We start from the raw sequence: 17106 nt of genomic DNA, 5'->3' as shown, positions 1-17106 counted from the left end.
CCTAATCTTTGAATAAAAGATCTTTAATGTAGTCAACAGGCATATCTTCACCCGTAAATAATTTAAAAGCGGCTGCTCCCTGATAAAGCATCATACCAAGTCCATTGATCGCTTTTTTTGCGCCATTTTCTTTCGCAAATTTCAATAATTTCGTTTCACGTGGAGAATACACAACATCAAAAACAACTAAGTCTGGACGTATAACTGTGGGATCATTAATCAAGCTTGTGTCTTCTAGAGGCTTCATGCCTACACCTGTTGCATCAATATAAATACTGCTTTCCGAAATAGAAGTTTTAAATGCTTCTTGATCAGCTAGATCAGTAATAGTTGCTTTACATTCAGTATTTTCATTGATCTTACGCACTGTTTCTTCAGCATTTGAATAAACAGTATCATGAATATTGAAAATTCTTAATTCCTTTGCTCCATCAAAAGCAGCTTGAATGGCAATTGCTGTCCCTGCACCGCCAGCTCCTGTCAAAGTAATAATCTGTCCTTTTACCTCGACTCCTTCATCTTTCAGAGCTTCCATCGCACCAATACCGTCAGTATTGTAACCTACCAGATGCCCTTTCCCATCAACATTCGTTACGGTATTTACTGCACCAATTAAAGTTGCTTCTGGGGATACTTCATCTAGATAAGGGATAATGGCTTGCTTATTAGGCATGGATACATTCGAACCACGTATTCCTAAAGCACGAATGCCTTGAATGGTATCCTTCAGCTCCTTGTTTCCAACTTCAAAAGCTAAATAAGCGTAATCAAGTCCCAATTTAGCGAAAGCTTCATTGTGCATCGTAGGAGACATGCTGTGGCGAATTGGTGTTGCGATCAAACTAATCAATAAAGTGTGTCCAGTTAAGCGTTCTGTCATGGGTAAATTCCTCTTTTCAATTTTTTTGTTCGTAGTTTCTCAAGCGAAGCGTTTTATAAATAAAATGATTATGAAAAAAATCACAAGTTATTATCTTTATTTTAAAAGCTATTCCTTTGAAAAACTAATGCTTTATATTGATGAAACTAATAAAGCAAATAAATAAAACGACTAGTTTAATACTAGTCGTTTTATCAATTTCGTATATCGATGAACGATGACGAGCGAAGCTGCTAACCCGATAATATTTAGAAGAAAAACGAACCAAAAAACGTAGGTGATCTTCTGCTCGCTGAGAACGCCGGTTATATAAGGCGTGACCATAATAGAAACGGAGGTTGCTAATGAATAATAGCTCGTGCATTTTCCCTTCTTTTTAGGAAATAATTCCAACATTAGCGCTAGCCCTAATTGCCAAATACCACCTGCTGCGAAGATACCTATGCAGATTGCGGCTAAAACGATTGTCAAAAAGCTTGGATAAATGAGCATGGAAAGCAGTGCTAGCCCAGAAATTGAAAGGCAAAAACTGATAAATTTCGGAATGCTAATCCCTTTTTTAACAATCCCTGAAGTAAAGAAAACAGAAATAAAAGATCCGGTGCTATAAAGGCTTACGAAGATCAAGCTATTCTCATGAGAGACGATGCGCATACTTTCAGCGTATTGAGGAATCCATAAAATAAACACATTAAATAAGGAGACCGATACAAATGAGAAAATCAGTAAAGCAATCCCATCGATTTTAAAGTTTCCTCGATTTACTAGCGTATTTTTTGTTGAAGTATCCGTGTCTTTTTTTATGATCGTTGTAGACGTTGGAAACCGAGCAAATAATAAATAAGCCATATTAGCCAAAAGACATAAAGCGCAGAGAATAAAAGGCCAACCAAAAAACAGATTGTGTTGTAATAAATAACGTGTGATAAAAGGCAGCAGAAATTGTCCAAGAGAAATAAACGCTTTATTCAATACGCTTAGAGAACTGTTTACCCTCTCATCAGGATAAGCTTCAACCAATGTTGGATAGGTACTGGTATCAAGAAACGCATTGCTAATACCGCCAAACATGGCTAGGAAGAATGCCAATTGATAATTTGAACTCAACAACATACCACAGAAAAAGATTATATATGAACCTATAGCAATCAACACTGTCTTTTTGCGACCAAATCTATCCGAAAAGTAACCAGAAAAGTAAAGACTTAAAATTCTCCCTAATCCAATAGCGCTCATAACCAGTGTCACTTGAGCAGTAGTAGCTTGCCAGTGTATTTTTAAGCTTGTCATGTTTTGCGACAATAGAATGGCAGCCATCCCCTGAAAAACATAGTTGAAGTACAAGCTAGAAATTAAGAAACGATAATTTTCTTTTTTCACAATGAGACCCCTTTCATGTGATTTGTTTCACTTGAAGTCACCCACATAATAACCCACAATTGTCATAAAAACTAATGATTTATATCGATAAAATTGATAAACTCTATCTATTAAATGAATAAATTTTATACTTAGAGAGGTGAGTAAAGTGAACTTACGACAATTGGAATTTTTTGTAACATTAGCACAAACAGAGCATATGACGCAAGCCGCGAAAGATTCAAATACATCACAACCAAATATTAGTCATGCGATGACGATGCTAGAGCAAGAGATCGGAGTCACCTTATTTGAAAAAAAAGGAAGAAATATTCAATTAACACGTCACGGGCGGATTTTTTATGAATATGTTGCACCGGCCTTAGCTGAAATCGAAAAAGGGCAACGAAAATTGCAAGAAATGGTTGATCCAGACTCAGGAGAAATTCAGTTCGGATTTATTTTTACTATGGGAGCGAACTTAGCCCCAAAATTGACACAATCGTTTCATCAAAAAGGACATCAAAAAATTAATTTTGAGTTCCAACAAGGAAATTCCAATCAAATTATTCAAATGCTGCTTGAAGATTCTATTGATATTGGCATTTGTTCAAAGGTAAGCAACGACCCAGAATTGATTTACCAAATATTGACGCAGGAAGAGATGGTGGTAGTCGTACCCTTGGAACACCCGTTGTCAAAATTTGATACGATCTCTCTATCACAGACAAGTGACTATCCCTATGTTTATTACAGTAAACAAAGTGGTTTACGTCCGTATTTAGATCAACAGATAAAAAATAGCGATTTAAATTTAGAAATTGTGTGTGAATTGGAGGAAGACCACAGTATTTTGGGTTTTGTAGGTCAAAATTATGGCATTGCTATTATGCCTGATATCCCGTCAATTAGTTCATTTCCGGTAAAAAAAATCGCTATCAGTGATGTTTTGGAGGATCGTAATATATACTTAGCGGTGAAAAAAAATAATTTAGAAATTCCCGTGTTAAAAAAGTTCTATGATTTCTGTTTAAAAAATGCGAATAAAAATTGGAGTTAAAGCTTTCTTAATCTCATTGTGAAACATACGTAAACCATTGCATGTAAAGCAATAATAAGTTAAAGTAGAGAATAGTCTGTGAAACATTTTGCTGTTTCACGAATATGAAAGGATTTCTTATGACACCAGAAGAATTTCAAATGGAATTAGAGAAACAGGGGATTGAACTATCCGAAAAACAGATGGCTCAATTTGACACCTATTTTCATTTATTGGTTGAGTGGAACCAAAAGATGAATCTCACGGCAATTACAGAACATAAAGAAGTATATCTGAAGCATTTTTATGATTCTATTACGTTATCTTTTTCTGACACGTTCAAGCCGCTGGGGAAACTATGTGACGTAGGATCTGGCGCAGGATTTCCTAGTCTGCCATTAAAAATTATTTTCCCTGAACTAGAAGTTACGATTGTCGATTCTTTGAATAAACGAATCACTTTTTTGACATCCTTAATAAAGGCATTAGAATTAGAAAAGGTTGATTTATATCATGATAGGGCAGAAACGTTTGGACAAAATTCGAACTTTCGAGAAAGTTATGATTTTGTGACTGCTCGAGCGGTTGCACGATTAAGTGTTTTATCAGAACTTTGTTTGCCATTGGTTAAAAAGAACGGCTATTTCTTTGCCCTAAAGGCAGCTCAGAGTGAGGAAGAGTTGGAAGAAGCTAGACCAGCGATCGCTCTATTGGGCGGAAAGTTGATTCAAGCGGAAGATGTTTCATTGCCAAATGGTGATACGCGCCATATTATCACGATACAAAAAAAGAAGGAAACACCTAAAAAATATCCACGTAAACCAGGTTTGCCTAATAAGCAACCGTTAAAATAAAGGATATTCAATTTATTTTCGATTAATGGAAATAGATTTAATTTGTATGAACTAGGAGGAAATTAGATGGCACGGATCATATCTGTTGCAAACCAAAAAGGCGGTGTTGGAAAAACAACGACAACCGTCAATTTGGGTGCGTGCTTAGCTTATGATGGTAAAAAGGTCTTGCTGATTGACAGCGACGCACAAGGAAATGCTACAAGTGGTTTAGGAGTGCGTAAACCGGACGTAAAACAAGATATTTATGATGTTTTAGTCAATGAAGTTCCTATTAAAGATACAATAATTGAGACATCGCGAGAGAATTTATCCATCGTACCGGCTACTTTGCAGTTGGCTGGGGCAGAGATTGAATTGACTTCTATGATGGCAAGAGAATCACGCCTGAAGAGCGCTTTAGCAGAAGTAAGTGATGATTATGACTTCATTTTAGTTGATTGCCCCCCATCTTTAGGGCATTTGACGATCAATGCATTCACGGCAAGTGATGCTATTTTAATTCCTGTTCAATGTGAATACTATGCATTGGAAGGATTGAGTCAGCTGTTAAATACAGTTAGATTGGTTCAAAAACACTTTAATCCCGGACTAGAGATTGAAGGTGTTCTCTTAACGATGTATGATGCACGAACGAACCTTGGTGCAGAAGTGGTAGAAGAGGTCCGTCGTTATTTCCAAGAAAAAGTTTACGATACGATTATTCCAAGAAATGTCCGTTTATCTGAAGCACCTAGTCATGGAAAGCCGATCATTGATTATGATCCACGTTCAAAAGGTGCCGAAGTTTATCAAGCTCTAGCAAAGGAAGTGTTAGTTCGTGAGCAAAAATAAAGGATTAGGCCGAGGGATCGATGCCTTGTTCCAAGACCTTTCTGAGATTGAAGAAGTCGATATGAAAAAGGATCAAGTTATTGAGATTCCATTGAGTGATTTGCGTCCAAACCCCTATCAACCACGGAAATCTTTTGATGAAACGACATTACAAGAATTAGCCAATTCGATTGAACAATCGGGTGTTTTTCAACCAATTATTGTTAGAAAATCGGCAGTTAAAGGATATGAGCTGATTGCTGGAGAACGTCGTTTTCGTGCATCTAAGTTAGCAGGAAAAGAAACAATTCCAGCGATTATCCGTGAGTTTGATGAAGAAGCGATGATGCAAATTGCAGTATTAGAAAATTTGCAGCGTGAGGATTTAAACCCGTTAGAAGAAGCAGAAGCTTATGAAATGCTGATGAAAAATTTGAAATTAACACAAGCGGACGTAGCCAACCGTTTAGGAAAAAGCCGACCGTATATTGCCAATTATTTACGTTTGTTAACCTTGCCTAAATTAGTAAAAGAGATGGTACAAGACGAACGTTTATCAATGGGACAGGCTCGAACGCTATTGGGATTAAAGAAAAAAGATCAGATTCTAAAACTGGCCAATCGCGCGGTTAAAGAAAATTTGACTGTTCGTCAATTAGAACAAATTGTTAATGAATATAATGAAGGAAAAGCGAAAGACAAGAAAAAAGGTCCTCGTTTGACGAAAGAAAAGCCTTACTACTTACGAGAAAGTGAAGACCGTTTGATGGATAAATTTGGAACAGGTGTCGAAATCGTTGAAAAAGACGGAAAAGGCAAAATTGCGATCGAATATTTATCACCTTCAGACTTAACACGTATCCTAGATATTTTAAATATTCATTTCGATGAATCCTGATCATTACTGAAAATGACTATTGAATATGAACGAGGAGGGTTTGCCAGATGTATGATTTAGGTGATATTGTTGAAATGAAAAAACCGCATGCTTGCCAGACAAATCGCTGGGAGATCATTCGTATGGGTGCGGATATAAAGATAAAATGTGTCAATTGTGGTCATATAGTTATGATGACACGACGTGATTTTGAGAAAAAAATGAAAAAAATCCTTGAGAAGAAAAGTGATTCTGCTCAATAATAATTCCTTAGTAGAGAAAGAGTGAAGTAAAACATGGCCTTAACAGCCGGAATCGTAGGATTGCCCAATGTTGGTAAATCTACCCTATTTAATGCAATTACTAAAGCGGGAGCAGAAGCTGCCAACTATCCTTTCGCAACGATTGATCCAAATGTCGGGATGGTAGAGGTGCCTGATTGGCGCTTAGAACGTTTAACTGAATTGGTTCATCCCAAAAAGACAGTGCCAACAACCTTTGAGTTTACAGATATCGCTGGTATCGTAAAAGGTGCTAGTAAAGGCGAAGGACTAGGAAATCAATTCTTAAGTCATATTCGCCAAGTAGACGCTATTTGTCATGTGGTACGTTGCTTTGATAATGAAAATATTACCCACGTAGAGGGTCGTGTTGATCCGTTGGAAGATATCGAGACGATCAACTTAGAATTAGTCTTGGCGGATCTAGATTCTGTCAATAAACGCTATACACGTGTAGCAAAAGTTGCAAAAACAAAAGAAAAAAATGCGGTAGCAGAGTTAGCTATTTTAGATAAGTTGAAACCTGTACTAGAAGAAGGACAATCAGCTCGTACGATTGAGTTTACTGAAGAGGAAGAAAAGATTGTCAAAAGTTTATTCTTATTAACAAGTAAGCCCGTGCTATATGTCGCGAATGTTGATGAAGATACGGTAGCTGATCCGGATAGTAATGAGTATGTTCAAATTGTTCGTAATTTTGCTGCTGTTGAGCATTCTGAAGTCATTGTTGTTTGTGCGGAGGCGGAAGAAGAAATTGCTGAGCTAGAAGACGAAGACAAGGCTGAATTTTTAGAAGCAATGGGAATCGAAGAATCTGGACTTGATCAATTGATCCGTACAGCATACGATTTGTTAGGATTAGCAACGTATTTTACAGCTGGGGAACAAGAAGTTCGTGCATGGACTTTCCGAAAAGGAATGAAGGCTCCTCAAGCAGCAGGAATCATTCATACCGATTTTGAGCGCGGATTTATACGTGCTGAAACAGTATCTTTCGAAGATTTAGATAAATATGGCAGTATGCACGCTGCAAAAGAAGCAGGGCGCGTCAGATTGGAAGGAAAAGATTACGTTGTACAAGATGGCGATGTAATGTTGTTCCGTTTCAACGTTTAGGAGGAAAGAAACAATGGAACCAGAAAAATTACAAGCGCTACAAGCTGAGAATATTCAACTTGAAGCGAAATTAACTAAACGTAATGAGCAGTATATTTTTGACTTAAAAAAATCCTTAAGAGCAGCTAACTTAACGGAGGAACAAACAATCACGGCCTTGAATGAGATGCTGCCGGTCTTAGTTGAAGAACAAAAAACAGGGAAAACAGCACGTCAATTGTTCGGTACTGTTTCAGAACGGCTAGACGCAATCGTTAATAAACCTGTTGAACAAAAAAAATCTACCACAGCTTCATTAATGTGGCTGGATAACTTCTTGTTATTATTTGGACTTTTGGGAATAGTATCGGGTATTATGGGTCTGTTTGTTTCACGTGGAACACAAGCTGTTACCTATGGTATCACTGCTTTAATCGTTGCCTCAGCTGTGGGAGGCCTAGTTTTTTATATGATGTACTTGTTTGTTTATCAGTATGAACAACCTGGTGCAGATAAATCAAAAAAACCTAAAACTTGGAAGACCATTCTCTTATTAGTATCTGTAACGCTCGTATGGTTTTTAGTATTCAACGGTGCGGCATTGTTACCACCATCATTGAATCCTATACTTGATCCAATCGTTTTGATTGTGCTATCCGGGCTTGCACTTGCTTTACGATACTACCTGAAAAAACGTTTTGGAATTATCAGCAGTTTAGCTACTGCACCAAGAAAATAACAAAATGGGCAATATTCATCTTTCAGACGTTGCCCATTTTGTATATAACTACCTATATGGAATAACTAAATTAAAAGAACAGAACAAACAAAAAGACTATACCAAAATTAAATTGGCATAGTCCTTTTTTTATTCTTTTTCTATTTTAGCAATTAATTTTGCCATCGCTTGATGTTGATACTCAGAAGTTGCTTCTTGGATGATCTTCTGTTGGGTGGTTTGATCCATTGTTGGGTTTTGCATCATAGCTGTTTTAACTTTTTCTTGGACAAATAATTTAGCATCATTTTGCATAGTACTCTTATTTTCTTGCGCTAATTTTGCTAATTTTTTTGCCTGAGTTGTACTTAAAACAAACCATTCGTTTTGAACGTCAAAGGTATTTCTTTCTTTGACTAATTGATGATTTTTGCTAGATAGTCCAAACCAGAATTTGGTAGTATCATTTTTGTATACCCAATAGGTTTTCTCCGTTTTTAACTGAGATTTCTTTTGATTCGTTTTTACGATATTGCTAACATGATCTGTTCCAGTTGTTTTTGGCTTTTTCTGGGAGTCATTTGTTTTATATAAGTAAATCTTTTCTGTACCATCTCCGAGAGGCTGGTATAACAACATATTCATATCTTTGTTGTCGGCTGTTGAAAGAAGGGTTTGTGTTGTTGTTTCAGTCACTTTTTTCATTCCATAATGGTAATGATCATTTGCTGTAATGAGGGCAAGACTGATTAAAAAGATACCCGCAAAGATTATCGAAAGAACGGTTTGCCAAGTTTTTTTAGCAAAGATATTCGTTAATGCGAAAGCTAATACACTAATAACTGTTACAACAAAAATCATTGTGTCATACCTTCTTCCATTTTTTTATTGGTTTTCAGGAAAAAAGTGATGATAAAACCTACGACACCAAATAGCACAGCGACATAAAAAGCGGCATGATAACCAGAGAGTGTGGCGTTAATTGCCTGATTTTTATAAGACAACGGTAGTGTTTTCAGTAAGTGCGCTGCAGGTAAGTTATCTTTTGTAACATTTGTTAATACACTTATCAAAATAGCTGTTCCGATAGAACTTGCAACTTGACGGAACGTATTGTTCACGGCTGTCCCGTGGCTGATTAAATTCATTGGTAAAGCATTCATTCCTGAAGTAGTGACAGGCATCATAACCATCGAGATACCAAACATACGCATTGCATATAAAATAACGATCATAGCAATAGGTGTTTCAGCAGTTAAAAAGGCAAAAGGTAGAGTAGCGGCTGTCAGGATCAACATTCCACTAATTGCTAATCGTTTGGCACCGTGTTTATCGAAGATAGCACCAGTTATCGGCATCATCAAACCCATGACCAAAGCCCCAGGCAACAACATCAACCCTGAGTGGAAAGCAGATTCTCCACGAATATTTTGAATATATAGGGGAAGTACCATTTCAGCGCCCACCATTGCCATATTTACGACACCACTTAAAATAGCAGCAATTGTAAATATAGGCGATTTGAATACACGTAATTCCAAAAAGGGATGCTCTAACCTAAGTTGTCTCCATACAAACAAACCAATCACTATAACACCAACAACTAAAAAGCTGATAACTTTTGCGCTGCCCCAACCGTCATTACCGACAGAAGAAAAGCCATATAGCAGGCTGCCAAAGCCGACTGTTGATAATATGGCTGATAATACGTCGATACTTGGATTGGATAGTTGAATGACGCTCTTCATTAAGAAGAGAGCAAGTACCAAAACGAAGATTACGATTGGAATGACCATACCGAATAGGTCACGCCATGTATAGTGATCAATAATCCAACCAGAAAGAGTGGGGCCTAAGGCTGGAGCAAGTCCAATAACGATTCCGGCCATTCCCATTGCTGAGCCGCGTTTTTCTGGAGGGAAAATTGAAAGCATAATGTTTTGTAATAGCGGCATTGAAATACCGACACCCGCCGCTTGTATTAATCGTCCTATTAATAAGGTAGAAAAATTTGGTGCGACAAAACAAGTAATCGTGCCGATCAAGAAGATTGTCATTGCGGTCAAGTACAACCTTTTCGAGCTAAATTTATTGATCAGCCAAGCGCTGATGGGGATCATTATCCCGTTCACTAGCAAAAAGCCAGTTGTCAGCCATTGAACACTAGAAGCAGATATATCAAAAGCTTTCATTAGTGCAGGAAAAGCTGTTGTTAACAATGTTTGATTTAAGACCGTACAAAAAGTTCCTATTAATAGTACAACGACTAATAAAGAACGATTGTAGGGTTTTCCGTAAATATCGACCGTTTGTTTATTACTCACGATCTAACGCCTTCTCTCTATGAAAATTTTCAGAAACAATAAATGTTCGTTTGTTACTTTACTGCTATTTTATTTTTTTGTCAACTTACTTGACAAGGTTGTTATCGAAAGTATAATCATAAAGTGAAGAGAGGGATGCGTTTTGAAGAACAATACGGTTAAACAGCTCCTAGAAAGCGATGAATTATTAGTAGGGATCAGTGAATTAAGTAAAGTAACGGGTGTTTCACCTAGACAAATTCGCTATTGGGAGCAAAAAGGCTATGTTGAATCGACCGGTGAAAAAAGCGGGAATCGAAAATTTAGATTGCCAATGGTAATTAAGGTAGAAATTATCAAGCATTTTTTAGACGAGGGATACACACTGACTGCAGCGGTTGAAAAGGCACAAGAGCGACAGGAGAACATTCATCAGGCTAAGATATTGATACGTGAAGTATTTAAGGGGATACAGAATATTGAGGATCGTTACACAGTAATCTCTCTAGATGATTTCTCAAATAAAGAGGGTTTTTATTTGATTCGAGACAACAAGACAAACCAAGCAACGTATCAGACGCTTCCATCAGATGAACCAATCACGACGGAATTACTCGAAAAATGGTTTGAATCAGCAGAAAAATAAAGGTTAGATGAGGATTTCAACACAAGTTGTTGACTTCACTCGTGCATTCTGTTAGTTTTTTTATTAAAAATAATTCTGGGGAGTGGTTACGAACAATGTCTAATTGGGAAACGAAATTTGCAAAAAAAGGTCTGACATTTGATGATGTTTTATTGATTCCGGCGGAAAGTCATGTATTGCCAAATGAAGTAGATATGAGCGTACAATTGGCGAAGAATATCAAGTTGAACATTCCATTAATGAGTGCAAGCATGGATACTGTAACAGATAGTAAAATGGCAATCGCTATGGCCCGGCAGGGTGGCCTTGGAGTCATCCATAAGAATATGAGTGTTGCTGCCCAAGCAGATGAAGTTCGTAAAGTAAAACGTTCAGAGAGTGGTGTGATCATTGATCCATTTTTCTTAACACCAGAACATAAAGTACAGGATGCGGAAGATTTAATGAGTCGTTACCGTATTAGTGGCGTTCCGATCGTAGAAACGTTAGAAAATCGAAAATTAGTAGGCATCATAACAAACCGAGATATGCGATTTGTAACGGATTATGACATGCTAATTAATGATGTCATGACCAAAGAAGGTCTTGTAACAGCGCCAGTAGGAACAAAACTACAGGATGCTGAGAAAACATTGCAAAAACATAAAATCGAAAAATTACCGATTGTTGATGATGAAGGACGATTAAGTGGTTTGATCACTATCAAAGATATCGAAAAGGTAATCGAATTTCCAAATGCGGCAAAAGATGAACATGGCCGATTGTTAGTGGCTGCAGCTGTCGGGGTTACCAGTGATACTTTTGAACGGGCGGAAGCGTTGCTTAAAGCAGGTGTTGATGCAATTGTCATCGATACCGCTCACGGCCATAGTGCCGGTGTTTTACGCAAAATCAGCGAAATTCGGAAAACGTTCCAAGACGCTACTTTAATCGCAGGTAATATTGCAACTGCTGAAGGAGCAAAAGCATTATATGATGCTGGAGTTGATGTCGTAAAAGTAGGTATTGGCCCTGGTTCAATCTGTACAACACGTGTTGTTGCCGGCGTTGGTGTTCCTCAATTAACGGCAATCTACGACGCAGCTTCTGTTGCTCGTCAATACGGCAAAGCAATTATAGCGGATGGAGGAATTAAATATTCTGGGGATATCGTTAAAGCTTTGGCAGCTGGCGGACATGCAGTTATGCTCGGTTCAATGTTAGCTGGAACAGATGAGTCTCCAGGCGAATTTGAAATTTACCAAGGACGTCGGTTTAAAACGTATCGTGGTATGGGATCATTAGGCGCGATGGAAAAAGGATCTAGTGATCGTTATTTCCAAAGTGGGGTCAATGAAGCCAATAAATTAGTGCCAGAGGGTATTGAAGGACGCGTTGCTTATAAAGGAACTGCAGCAGATATTATCTTCCAAATGATTGGTGGATTAAAAGCTGGTATGGGCTATGTTGGTGCAGGTAATTTAAAAGACCTTCGAGAAAATGCACAATTTGTTCAAATGAGTGGGAATGGATTGAAAGAATCACACCCTCACGATGTTCAAATTACTAAGGAAGCACCAAACTATTCAGTTGAACAATAAAAATTAGTACGGCTTTGTATATAAAAACAGCGACTTCATAAAGTAGAAGTCGCTGTTTTTTTAATTTTCCTTTTTAATGACTTTTGTATTACCCATATAAGGGACTAATACTTCTGGAATGGTAATCGAACCGTCTTCATTTTGATAGTTTTCTAAAATAGCAGTTACTGTACGTCCGACAGCAAGGCCAGAACCATTCAAAGTGTGTGCATATTGAACTTTACCATCTTCGTCGCGATAACGAATCATTGCGCGGCGAGCTTGGAAATCTTCACAGTTTGAGCAAGAGCTAATTTCTCGATACGTATTTTGAGCAGGGACCCATACTTCTAGATCATATGTTTTGGCAGCCGAGAATCCCATGTCGCCAGTAGATAAAGTAATAACACGATAAGGCAGGTTTAATTTTTGTAAAATCACTTCTGCGTTTTGAGTCATTTTTTCTAGCTCGTCATAAGAAGTTTCTTTGTCGCTAAACTTAACCATTTCTACTTTATGGAACTGGTGCAAACGAATTAACCCGCGAGTATCACGACCTGCACTGCCTGCTTCAGAACGAAAAGAAGGAGATAGGGCAGTAAAATAAATTGGTAAATCCTTACCATCTAAGATTTCATCTGCATAATAGTTAGTCAAAGGAACTTCAGCAGTTGGGATCAAAGTTAGATCGCGATCCTCCACCTGAAAGACATCTTCTTTAAATTTAGGAAACTGTCCCGTACCAAACATTGATTTACTATTGACCAAATAAGGAGTAATCATTTCAGTATACCCTTGCTCATAAACGTGTTCATCTAACATAAAATTATAAACAGCACGTTCTAATCGAGCGCCTAATCCTTTGTAGTAAACAAAGCGGCTTCCCGAAACCTTTGCACCGCGTTCGAAATCTAAAATATCAAGGTTCTCTGCAACTTCCCAATGTGGTTTTGGTTCGAAAGAAAATTGACGCGGAGTACTCCAGCGACGAACTTCCACATTGTCGTCTTCATCTTCACCGATGGGTACAGAATCATGAGGCAAGTTTGGTAAGGTTGTTGTGATTTCGGTTAATTGTTCATCAATACCCGCTACCAGAGTATCGAAATCTTTGATTTTAATACCAACTTCCTTCATTTCAGCAATTTTATCAGCAGCATCATTTTTTTCACGCTTCAATTTTGCAATTTCATTTGAAACATCATTACGGTATTTTTTTAACTCTTCCGTTTTTACTAATAGTTGACGGCGTTGTTCATCTAGATCTAAGAAGTGCTTTAAGACGTCTTCCTTTACGCCTCGAGTTGCTAATTTTTCATTTACTTCAGAAAAGTTGTTACGAATCATTTTTACATCTAGCATTATTTTTCCTCCTTTAAAATAAAAAACACCGTCTCATCCCGTTAAATAGGGACGAAACGGTGTTGAATTTCGCGGTACCACCCAAATTCAGCAAAAGCTGCACTTGAACGACGTATATCGACGTCAACCGGTTTTTCTTTCAAAAAACACAGACATTGAAACTGGATTTCCGTAGAATGTTCTGTTGATTTCCACCAGCCATCAACTCTCTAAAAAAACAAAACTACGTACTTGGTTTCCTGCGTATCATATTGAGACAAGTATAAGCAATTGGAAAAATAAAGTCAATAATTATCTGGAAGGGTCTTCAACTGATTCTTATAGAGCGGTAAATGAATGATAAACGACGTCCAATCATTATTTGACTGTGCGTAAATATAACCACCATGTAAATTGACGATATTTTGAGCAATAGCAAGGCCTAATCCGGTACCACTGATTTCTTGAGAACGAGAGCCGTCAACTCTGTAAAAACGATCAAATAATTGATCCAGAGCTTCTCTAGGAATAGGTTCTCCATTATTTTTGACAGTTACGACAGCTTCATTTTTTGTTTTTTCTATCTCAATGACTATTTTATTAGCACCAGTGCCGTATTTTAAGGCGTTTGTAATTAGATTATTAAACACGCGGACGAGCTTTTCGGTATCGCCATCCATAACTAATTGGCTTTCCTTTGTATCAACTTGAATCATAATATTCTTTTTCTTAGCTTCTAGTTCAAAATCAGCAGCAAGTTGCTCCAATAGCTGTACCATGTCAAAAGAAACATTATTGACTGGAACAGAAGGTTGACGCACCTTCGAATATTCAAATAAGTCTTCTACTAAAGATTTCATCTGTTTAGCCTTTTTATAGGCAATACTGGTATATTTGAGAATTTCTTCGTCATTTTGGTATTGACCGTCTTCAATTAAACCAAGATAACCAATGATTGAAGTTAATGGCGTACGGATATCATGACTGACATTCGTAATTAATTCGTCTTTTGATTTTTCAATTTCGCGTTCATCCTCAATAGCGGCAACGGTACTGTCTACTAGCCCGTTAATACTGTCAACGACCTTACTAAGATCTCCACGCAATTCAAATGGAATCCGATAATCATAATTTCCATTGGCAATATAATGCAATTCATTAATGATATGACGTAATTGCATCTGTCTATAGCGTCTAATTAAACGCCAGAAAACAATGAGAATATCAATAATAATAAAAAGAGGAATAACAAAATTACGTCCACTCCAGAAAATGTCGCTTCCAAAATTACTAGCGAAAATATCCTTTGAACGATAAATTGCATCACTCAAATCAGGAGAGTTGCTGAGCATCTGAGTAAAAAGTACCATAATTGCTACATTTAATAGAAGCAATAAGATGACAGTAACAATTCCTTCAGCAATTAATTCGCTGACCTCTTTTGAAGTAAGGGTAATACGTTTCTTCTTTTCTACTTTATTTGGCATCTATTTTATAACCCACACCCCAAACGGTTTGGATCACTTTTTCACCATCAGTCGCTTCTTCGATCTTATCACGTAAGTGGCTGACATGGACCATGACCGTTTTTGCTGAGACGATACTTTCTTGTTTCCATACACGTTCAAAAATTTCGTCCGCACTGAAAACACGATTGGGATGACTTGCTAATAAGTAAAGAATTCCAAACTCTAGGGCAGTTAGTTGAATTTCTTTTCCATCGACCGTCGTTACTTCGTGTGAATCTTTATTGATAATCAAGGATTGAATTTCAAGAATGTCTGGTTGATCTTCAGCAACGTGCATCTGTGTTCGACGTAGTAGAGACTTCACTCGCGCCATCACCTCTAAAGGGTTAAACGGTTTTGTTACATAATCATCAGCACCAGCGACTAATCCTTTGATTTTGTCCATATCTGTTGTTTTAGCAGTAAGCATTATGATAGGGATTTGAGATTCCTTTCTCAATTCTTTAACAACTTGCATGCCATCCATAACGGGCATCATAATATCTAATATAAGTAAGTCGATATCATTTGTTGTACGAAGCTTGCTTAAGGCTTCTTTTCCATCATATGCTTTAACAACTTCATAACCTTCGTTGTGTAAATAAATACTCAGCAGTTCTACAATTTCTTTATCATCATCTGCAACCAATACTTTCATTAAATGTTCCTCCGTCCATAAAAAAGTAATTACATCCATATTTTACCAAAGAAATCACGGGAAGGCGAAAGACAGCATCATGAGTTAAGGAAAAATCAAAAATAAAATGACGAAGATTAATTTATTATAGCAAAGAAAAGAGTGCTTTCTAAAATGGAAAAGCGAACAAAATCTATATATATACCTTTATCTATCGCTTTTAAAAAAAGTCGATAAAATAGCTATTTTTCCGTTGACCAGACTCATTAAAACTGCTATATTAATCTATGTTCTGAAGCAGAAAAAAATCTTTCGGAGCACCTAAAAAAAGTTGTTGACAAATAATTGGTTACCAGTTATTATAACAAAGTCGCATAAAGCGATGGCAACACTTTTTTGAACAAACTTCAAAAAGGTTGTTGACATTCGCTCAGTAACCTGTTAAGATATAAAAGTTGCTGAAACAAAGTGACAACCAATGTAGACCTTTGAAAACTGAACGAATAAAACAAACCAAATGTGTAGGGCGCTTCTATTCTATAGAAGCAAACAACATTGCAAGCAATATGCTAGCAAGTCAATTATTAAAATTGAGCTTAACAATCGCAAGATTGTTTCAAACACTTTATATGAGAGTTTGATCCTGGCTCAGGACGAACGCTGGCGGCGTGCCTAATACATGCAAGTCGAACGCTTTTTCTTTCACCGGAGCTTGCTCCACCGAAAGAAAAGGAGTGGCGAACGGGTGAGTAACACGTGGGTAACCTGCCCATCAGAAGGGGATAACACTTGGAAACAGGTGCTAATACCGTATAACAATAGAAACCGCATGGTTTCTATTTGAAAGGCGCTTTTGCGTCACTGATGGATGGACCCGCGGTGCATTAGCTAGTTGGTGAGGTAACGGCTCACCAAGGCAACGATGCATAGCCGACCTGAGAGGGTGATCGGCCACATTGGGACTGAGACACGGCCCAAACTCCTACGGGAGGCAGCAGTAGGGAATCTTCGGCAATGGACGAAAGTCTGACCGAGCAACGCCGCGTGAGTGAAGAAGGTTTTCGGATCGTAAAACTCTGTTGTTAGAGAAGAACAAGGATGAGAGTAAAATGTTCATCCCTTGACGGTATCTGACCAGAAAGCCACGGCTAACTACGTGCCAGCAGCCGCGGTAATACGTAGGTGGCAAGCGTTGT

The 17106-nt window shown here is 37.7% G+C and carries 16 protein-coding genes, 1 rRNA gene and 1 other annotated feature; of the genes, 10 read left to right on the top strand and 7 right to left on the bottom strand.

The genetic code is table 11. The annotated features are described in order from the left end of the window. Position 1 precedes the first annotated feature (1 nt). A complete protein-coding gene (locus tag I592_RS00085; RefSeq protein WP_010782271.1) occupies positions 2 to 880 on the bottom strand; it encodes a shikimate dehydrogenase in 879 nt (292 codons plus the stop codon). A gap of 171 nt (positions 881 to 1051) precedes the next feature. Beyond that, complete coding sequence (locus I592_RS00080; protein ID WP_010782272.1) at positions 1052 to 2260, bottom strand: MFS transporter; 1209 nt, start codon at positions 2258 to 2260, stop codon at positions 1052 to 1054. A 148-nt stretch (positions 2261 to 2408) separates the two neighbouring features. On the opposite strand from I592_RS00080, the gene I592_RS00075 reads away from it, so the two are divergent. The 7 genes from I592_RS00075 (at position 2409) to I592_RS00045 (ending at position 7937) form a co-directional block, all read left to right on the top strand. Further along, a complete protein-coding gene (locus I592_RS00075) occupies positions 2409 to 3299 on the top strand; it encodes a LysR family transcriptional regulator (protein ID WP_010782273.1) in 891 nt (296 codons plus the stop codon). A gap of 119 nt (positions 3300 to 3418) precedes the next feature. After that, positions 3419 to 4132 carry a 16S rRNA (guanine(527)-N(7))-methyltransferase RsmG gene (rsmG, locus tag I592_RS00070; RefSeq protein WP_010782274.1) on the top strand — a complete coding sequence of 238 codons (714 nt, stop codon included), beginning with the start codon at positions 3419 to 3421 and terminating at the stop codon, positions 4130 to 4132. Positions 4133 to 4198: 66 nt separating this feature from the next. Continuing rightward, entirely contained in the window at positions 4199 to 4966 is a 768-nt protein-coding gene (locus tag I592_RS00065; RefSeq protein ID WP_010782275.1) for a ParA family protein, read from the top strand. After that, complete coding sequence (locus tag I592_RS00060; protein WP_010782276.1) at positions 4953 to 5843, top strand: ParB/RepB/Spo0J family partition protein; 891 nt, start codon at positions 4953 to 4955, stop codon at positions 5841 to 5843. Before I592_RS00065 ends, I592_RS00060 begins: the two co-directional genes overlap by 14 nt. Positions 5844 to 5890: 47 nt before the next feature. After that, positions 5891 to 6085: a DUF951 domain-containing protein gene (locus tag I592_RS00055; protein ID WP_010782277.1), complete on the top strand. Its 195-nt coding sequence runs from the start codon at positions 5891 to 5893 to the stop codon at positions 6083 to 6085. A 33-nt stretch (positions 6086 to 6118) separates the two neighbouring features. After that, positions 6119 to 7219 (top strand): redox-regulated ATPase YchF, encoded by a 1101-nt coding sequence (gene ychF, locus I592_RS00050; RefSeq protein ID WP_010782278.1) that lies wholly within the window; start codon positions 6119 to 6121, stop codon positions 7217 to 7219. Between the two features lie 13 nt (positions 7220 to 7232). Then, complete coding sequence (locus tag I592_RS00045; RefSeq protein ID WP_010782279.1) at positions 7233 to 7937, top strand: DUF1129 domain-containing protein; 705 nt, start codon at positions 7233 to 7235, stop codon at positions 7935 to 7937. 129 nt (positions 7938 to 8066) lie between these two features. Here the strand turns inward: I592_RS00045 and I592_RS00040 are convergent, their stop codons facing one another. Next, positions 8067 to 8777 carry a DUF4811 domain-containing protein gene (locus tag I592_RS00040; protein WP_010782280.1) on the bottom strand — a complete coding sequence of 237 codons (711 nt, stop codon included), beginning with the start codon at positions 8775 to 8777 and terminating at the stop codon, positions 8067 to 8069. Next, positions 8774 to 10240 carry an MDR family MFS transporter gene (locus I592_RS00035; protein WP_010782281.1) on the bottom strand — a complete coding sequence of 489 codons (1467 nt, stop codon included), beginning with the start codon at positions 10238 to 10240 and terminating at the stop codon, positions 8774 to 8776. Before I592_RS00035 ends, I592_RS00040 begins: the two co-directional genes overlap by 4 nt. A gap of 142 nt (positions 10241 to 10382) precedes the next feature. Between I592_RS00035 and I592_RS00030 the strand changes: the two genes are divergently transcribed. Beyond that, positions 10383 to 10865, top strand: coding sequence for a MerR family transcriptional regulator (locus tag I592_RS00030; protein WP_010782282.1), 483 nt, complete (start codon positions 10383 to 10385; stop codon positions 10863 to 10865). 95 nt (positions 10866 to 10960) lie between these two features. After that, positions 10961 to 12445: an IMP dehydrogenase gene (gene guaB, locus I592_RS00025; RefSeq protein WP_010782283.1), complete on the top strand. Its 1485-nt coding sequence runs from the start codon at positions 10961 to 10963 to the stop codon at positions 12443 to 12445. 60 nt (positions 12446 to 12505) lie between these two features. Here the strand turns inward: guaB and serS are convergent, their stop codons facing one another. The 3 genes from serS to croR form a co-directional block, all read right to left on the bottom strand. Then, entirely contained in the window at positions 12506 to 13786 is a 1281-nt protein-coding gene (gene serS, locus I592_RS00020) for a serine--tRNA ligase (RefSeq protein ID WP_010782284.1), read from the bottom strand. 44 nt (positions 13787 to 13830) lie between these two features. Continuing rightward, positions 13831 to 14040, bottom strand: a binding site (T-box leader). Between the two features lie 30 nt (positions 14041 to 14070). Then, positions 14071 to 15252 carry a sensor histidine kinase gene (locus I592_RS00015; protein WP_010782285.1) on the bottom strand — a complete coding sequence of 394 codons (1182 nt, stop codon included), beginning with the start codon at positions 15250 to 15252 and terminating at the stop codon, positions 14071 to 14073. Then, positions 15242 to 15931, bottom strand: coding sequence for a response regulator transcription factor CroR (gene croR, locus I592_RS00010; protein ID WP_010782286.1), 690 nt, complete (start codon positions 15929 to 15931; stop codon positions 15242 to 15244). Before croR ends, I592_RS00015 begins: the two co-directional genes overlap by 11 nt. Before the next feature lie 604 nt (positions 15932 to 16535). On the opposite strand from croR, the gene I592_RS00005 reads away from it, so the two are divergent. Beyond that, positions 16536 to 17106: ribosomal RNA gene (locus I592_RS00005) — 16S ribosomal RNA — on the top strand; the annotation flags it as partial.

This window comes from Enterococcus gilvus ATCC BAA-350 (assembly GCF_000407545.1).
GTDB classification, from domain to species: Bacteria; Bacillota; Bacilli; order Lactobacillales; family Enterococcaceae; genus Enterococcus_A; species Enterococcus_A gilvus.
This window is presented reverse-complemented; position numbering and strand designations above follow the sequence as displayed.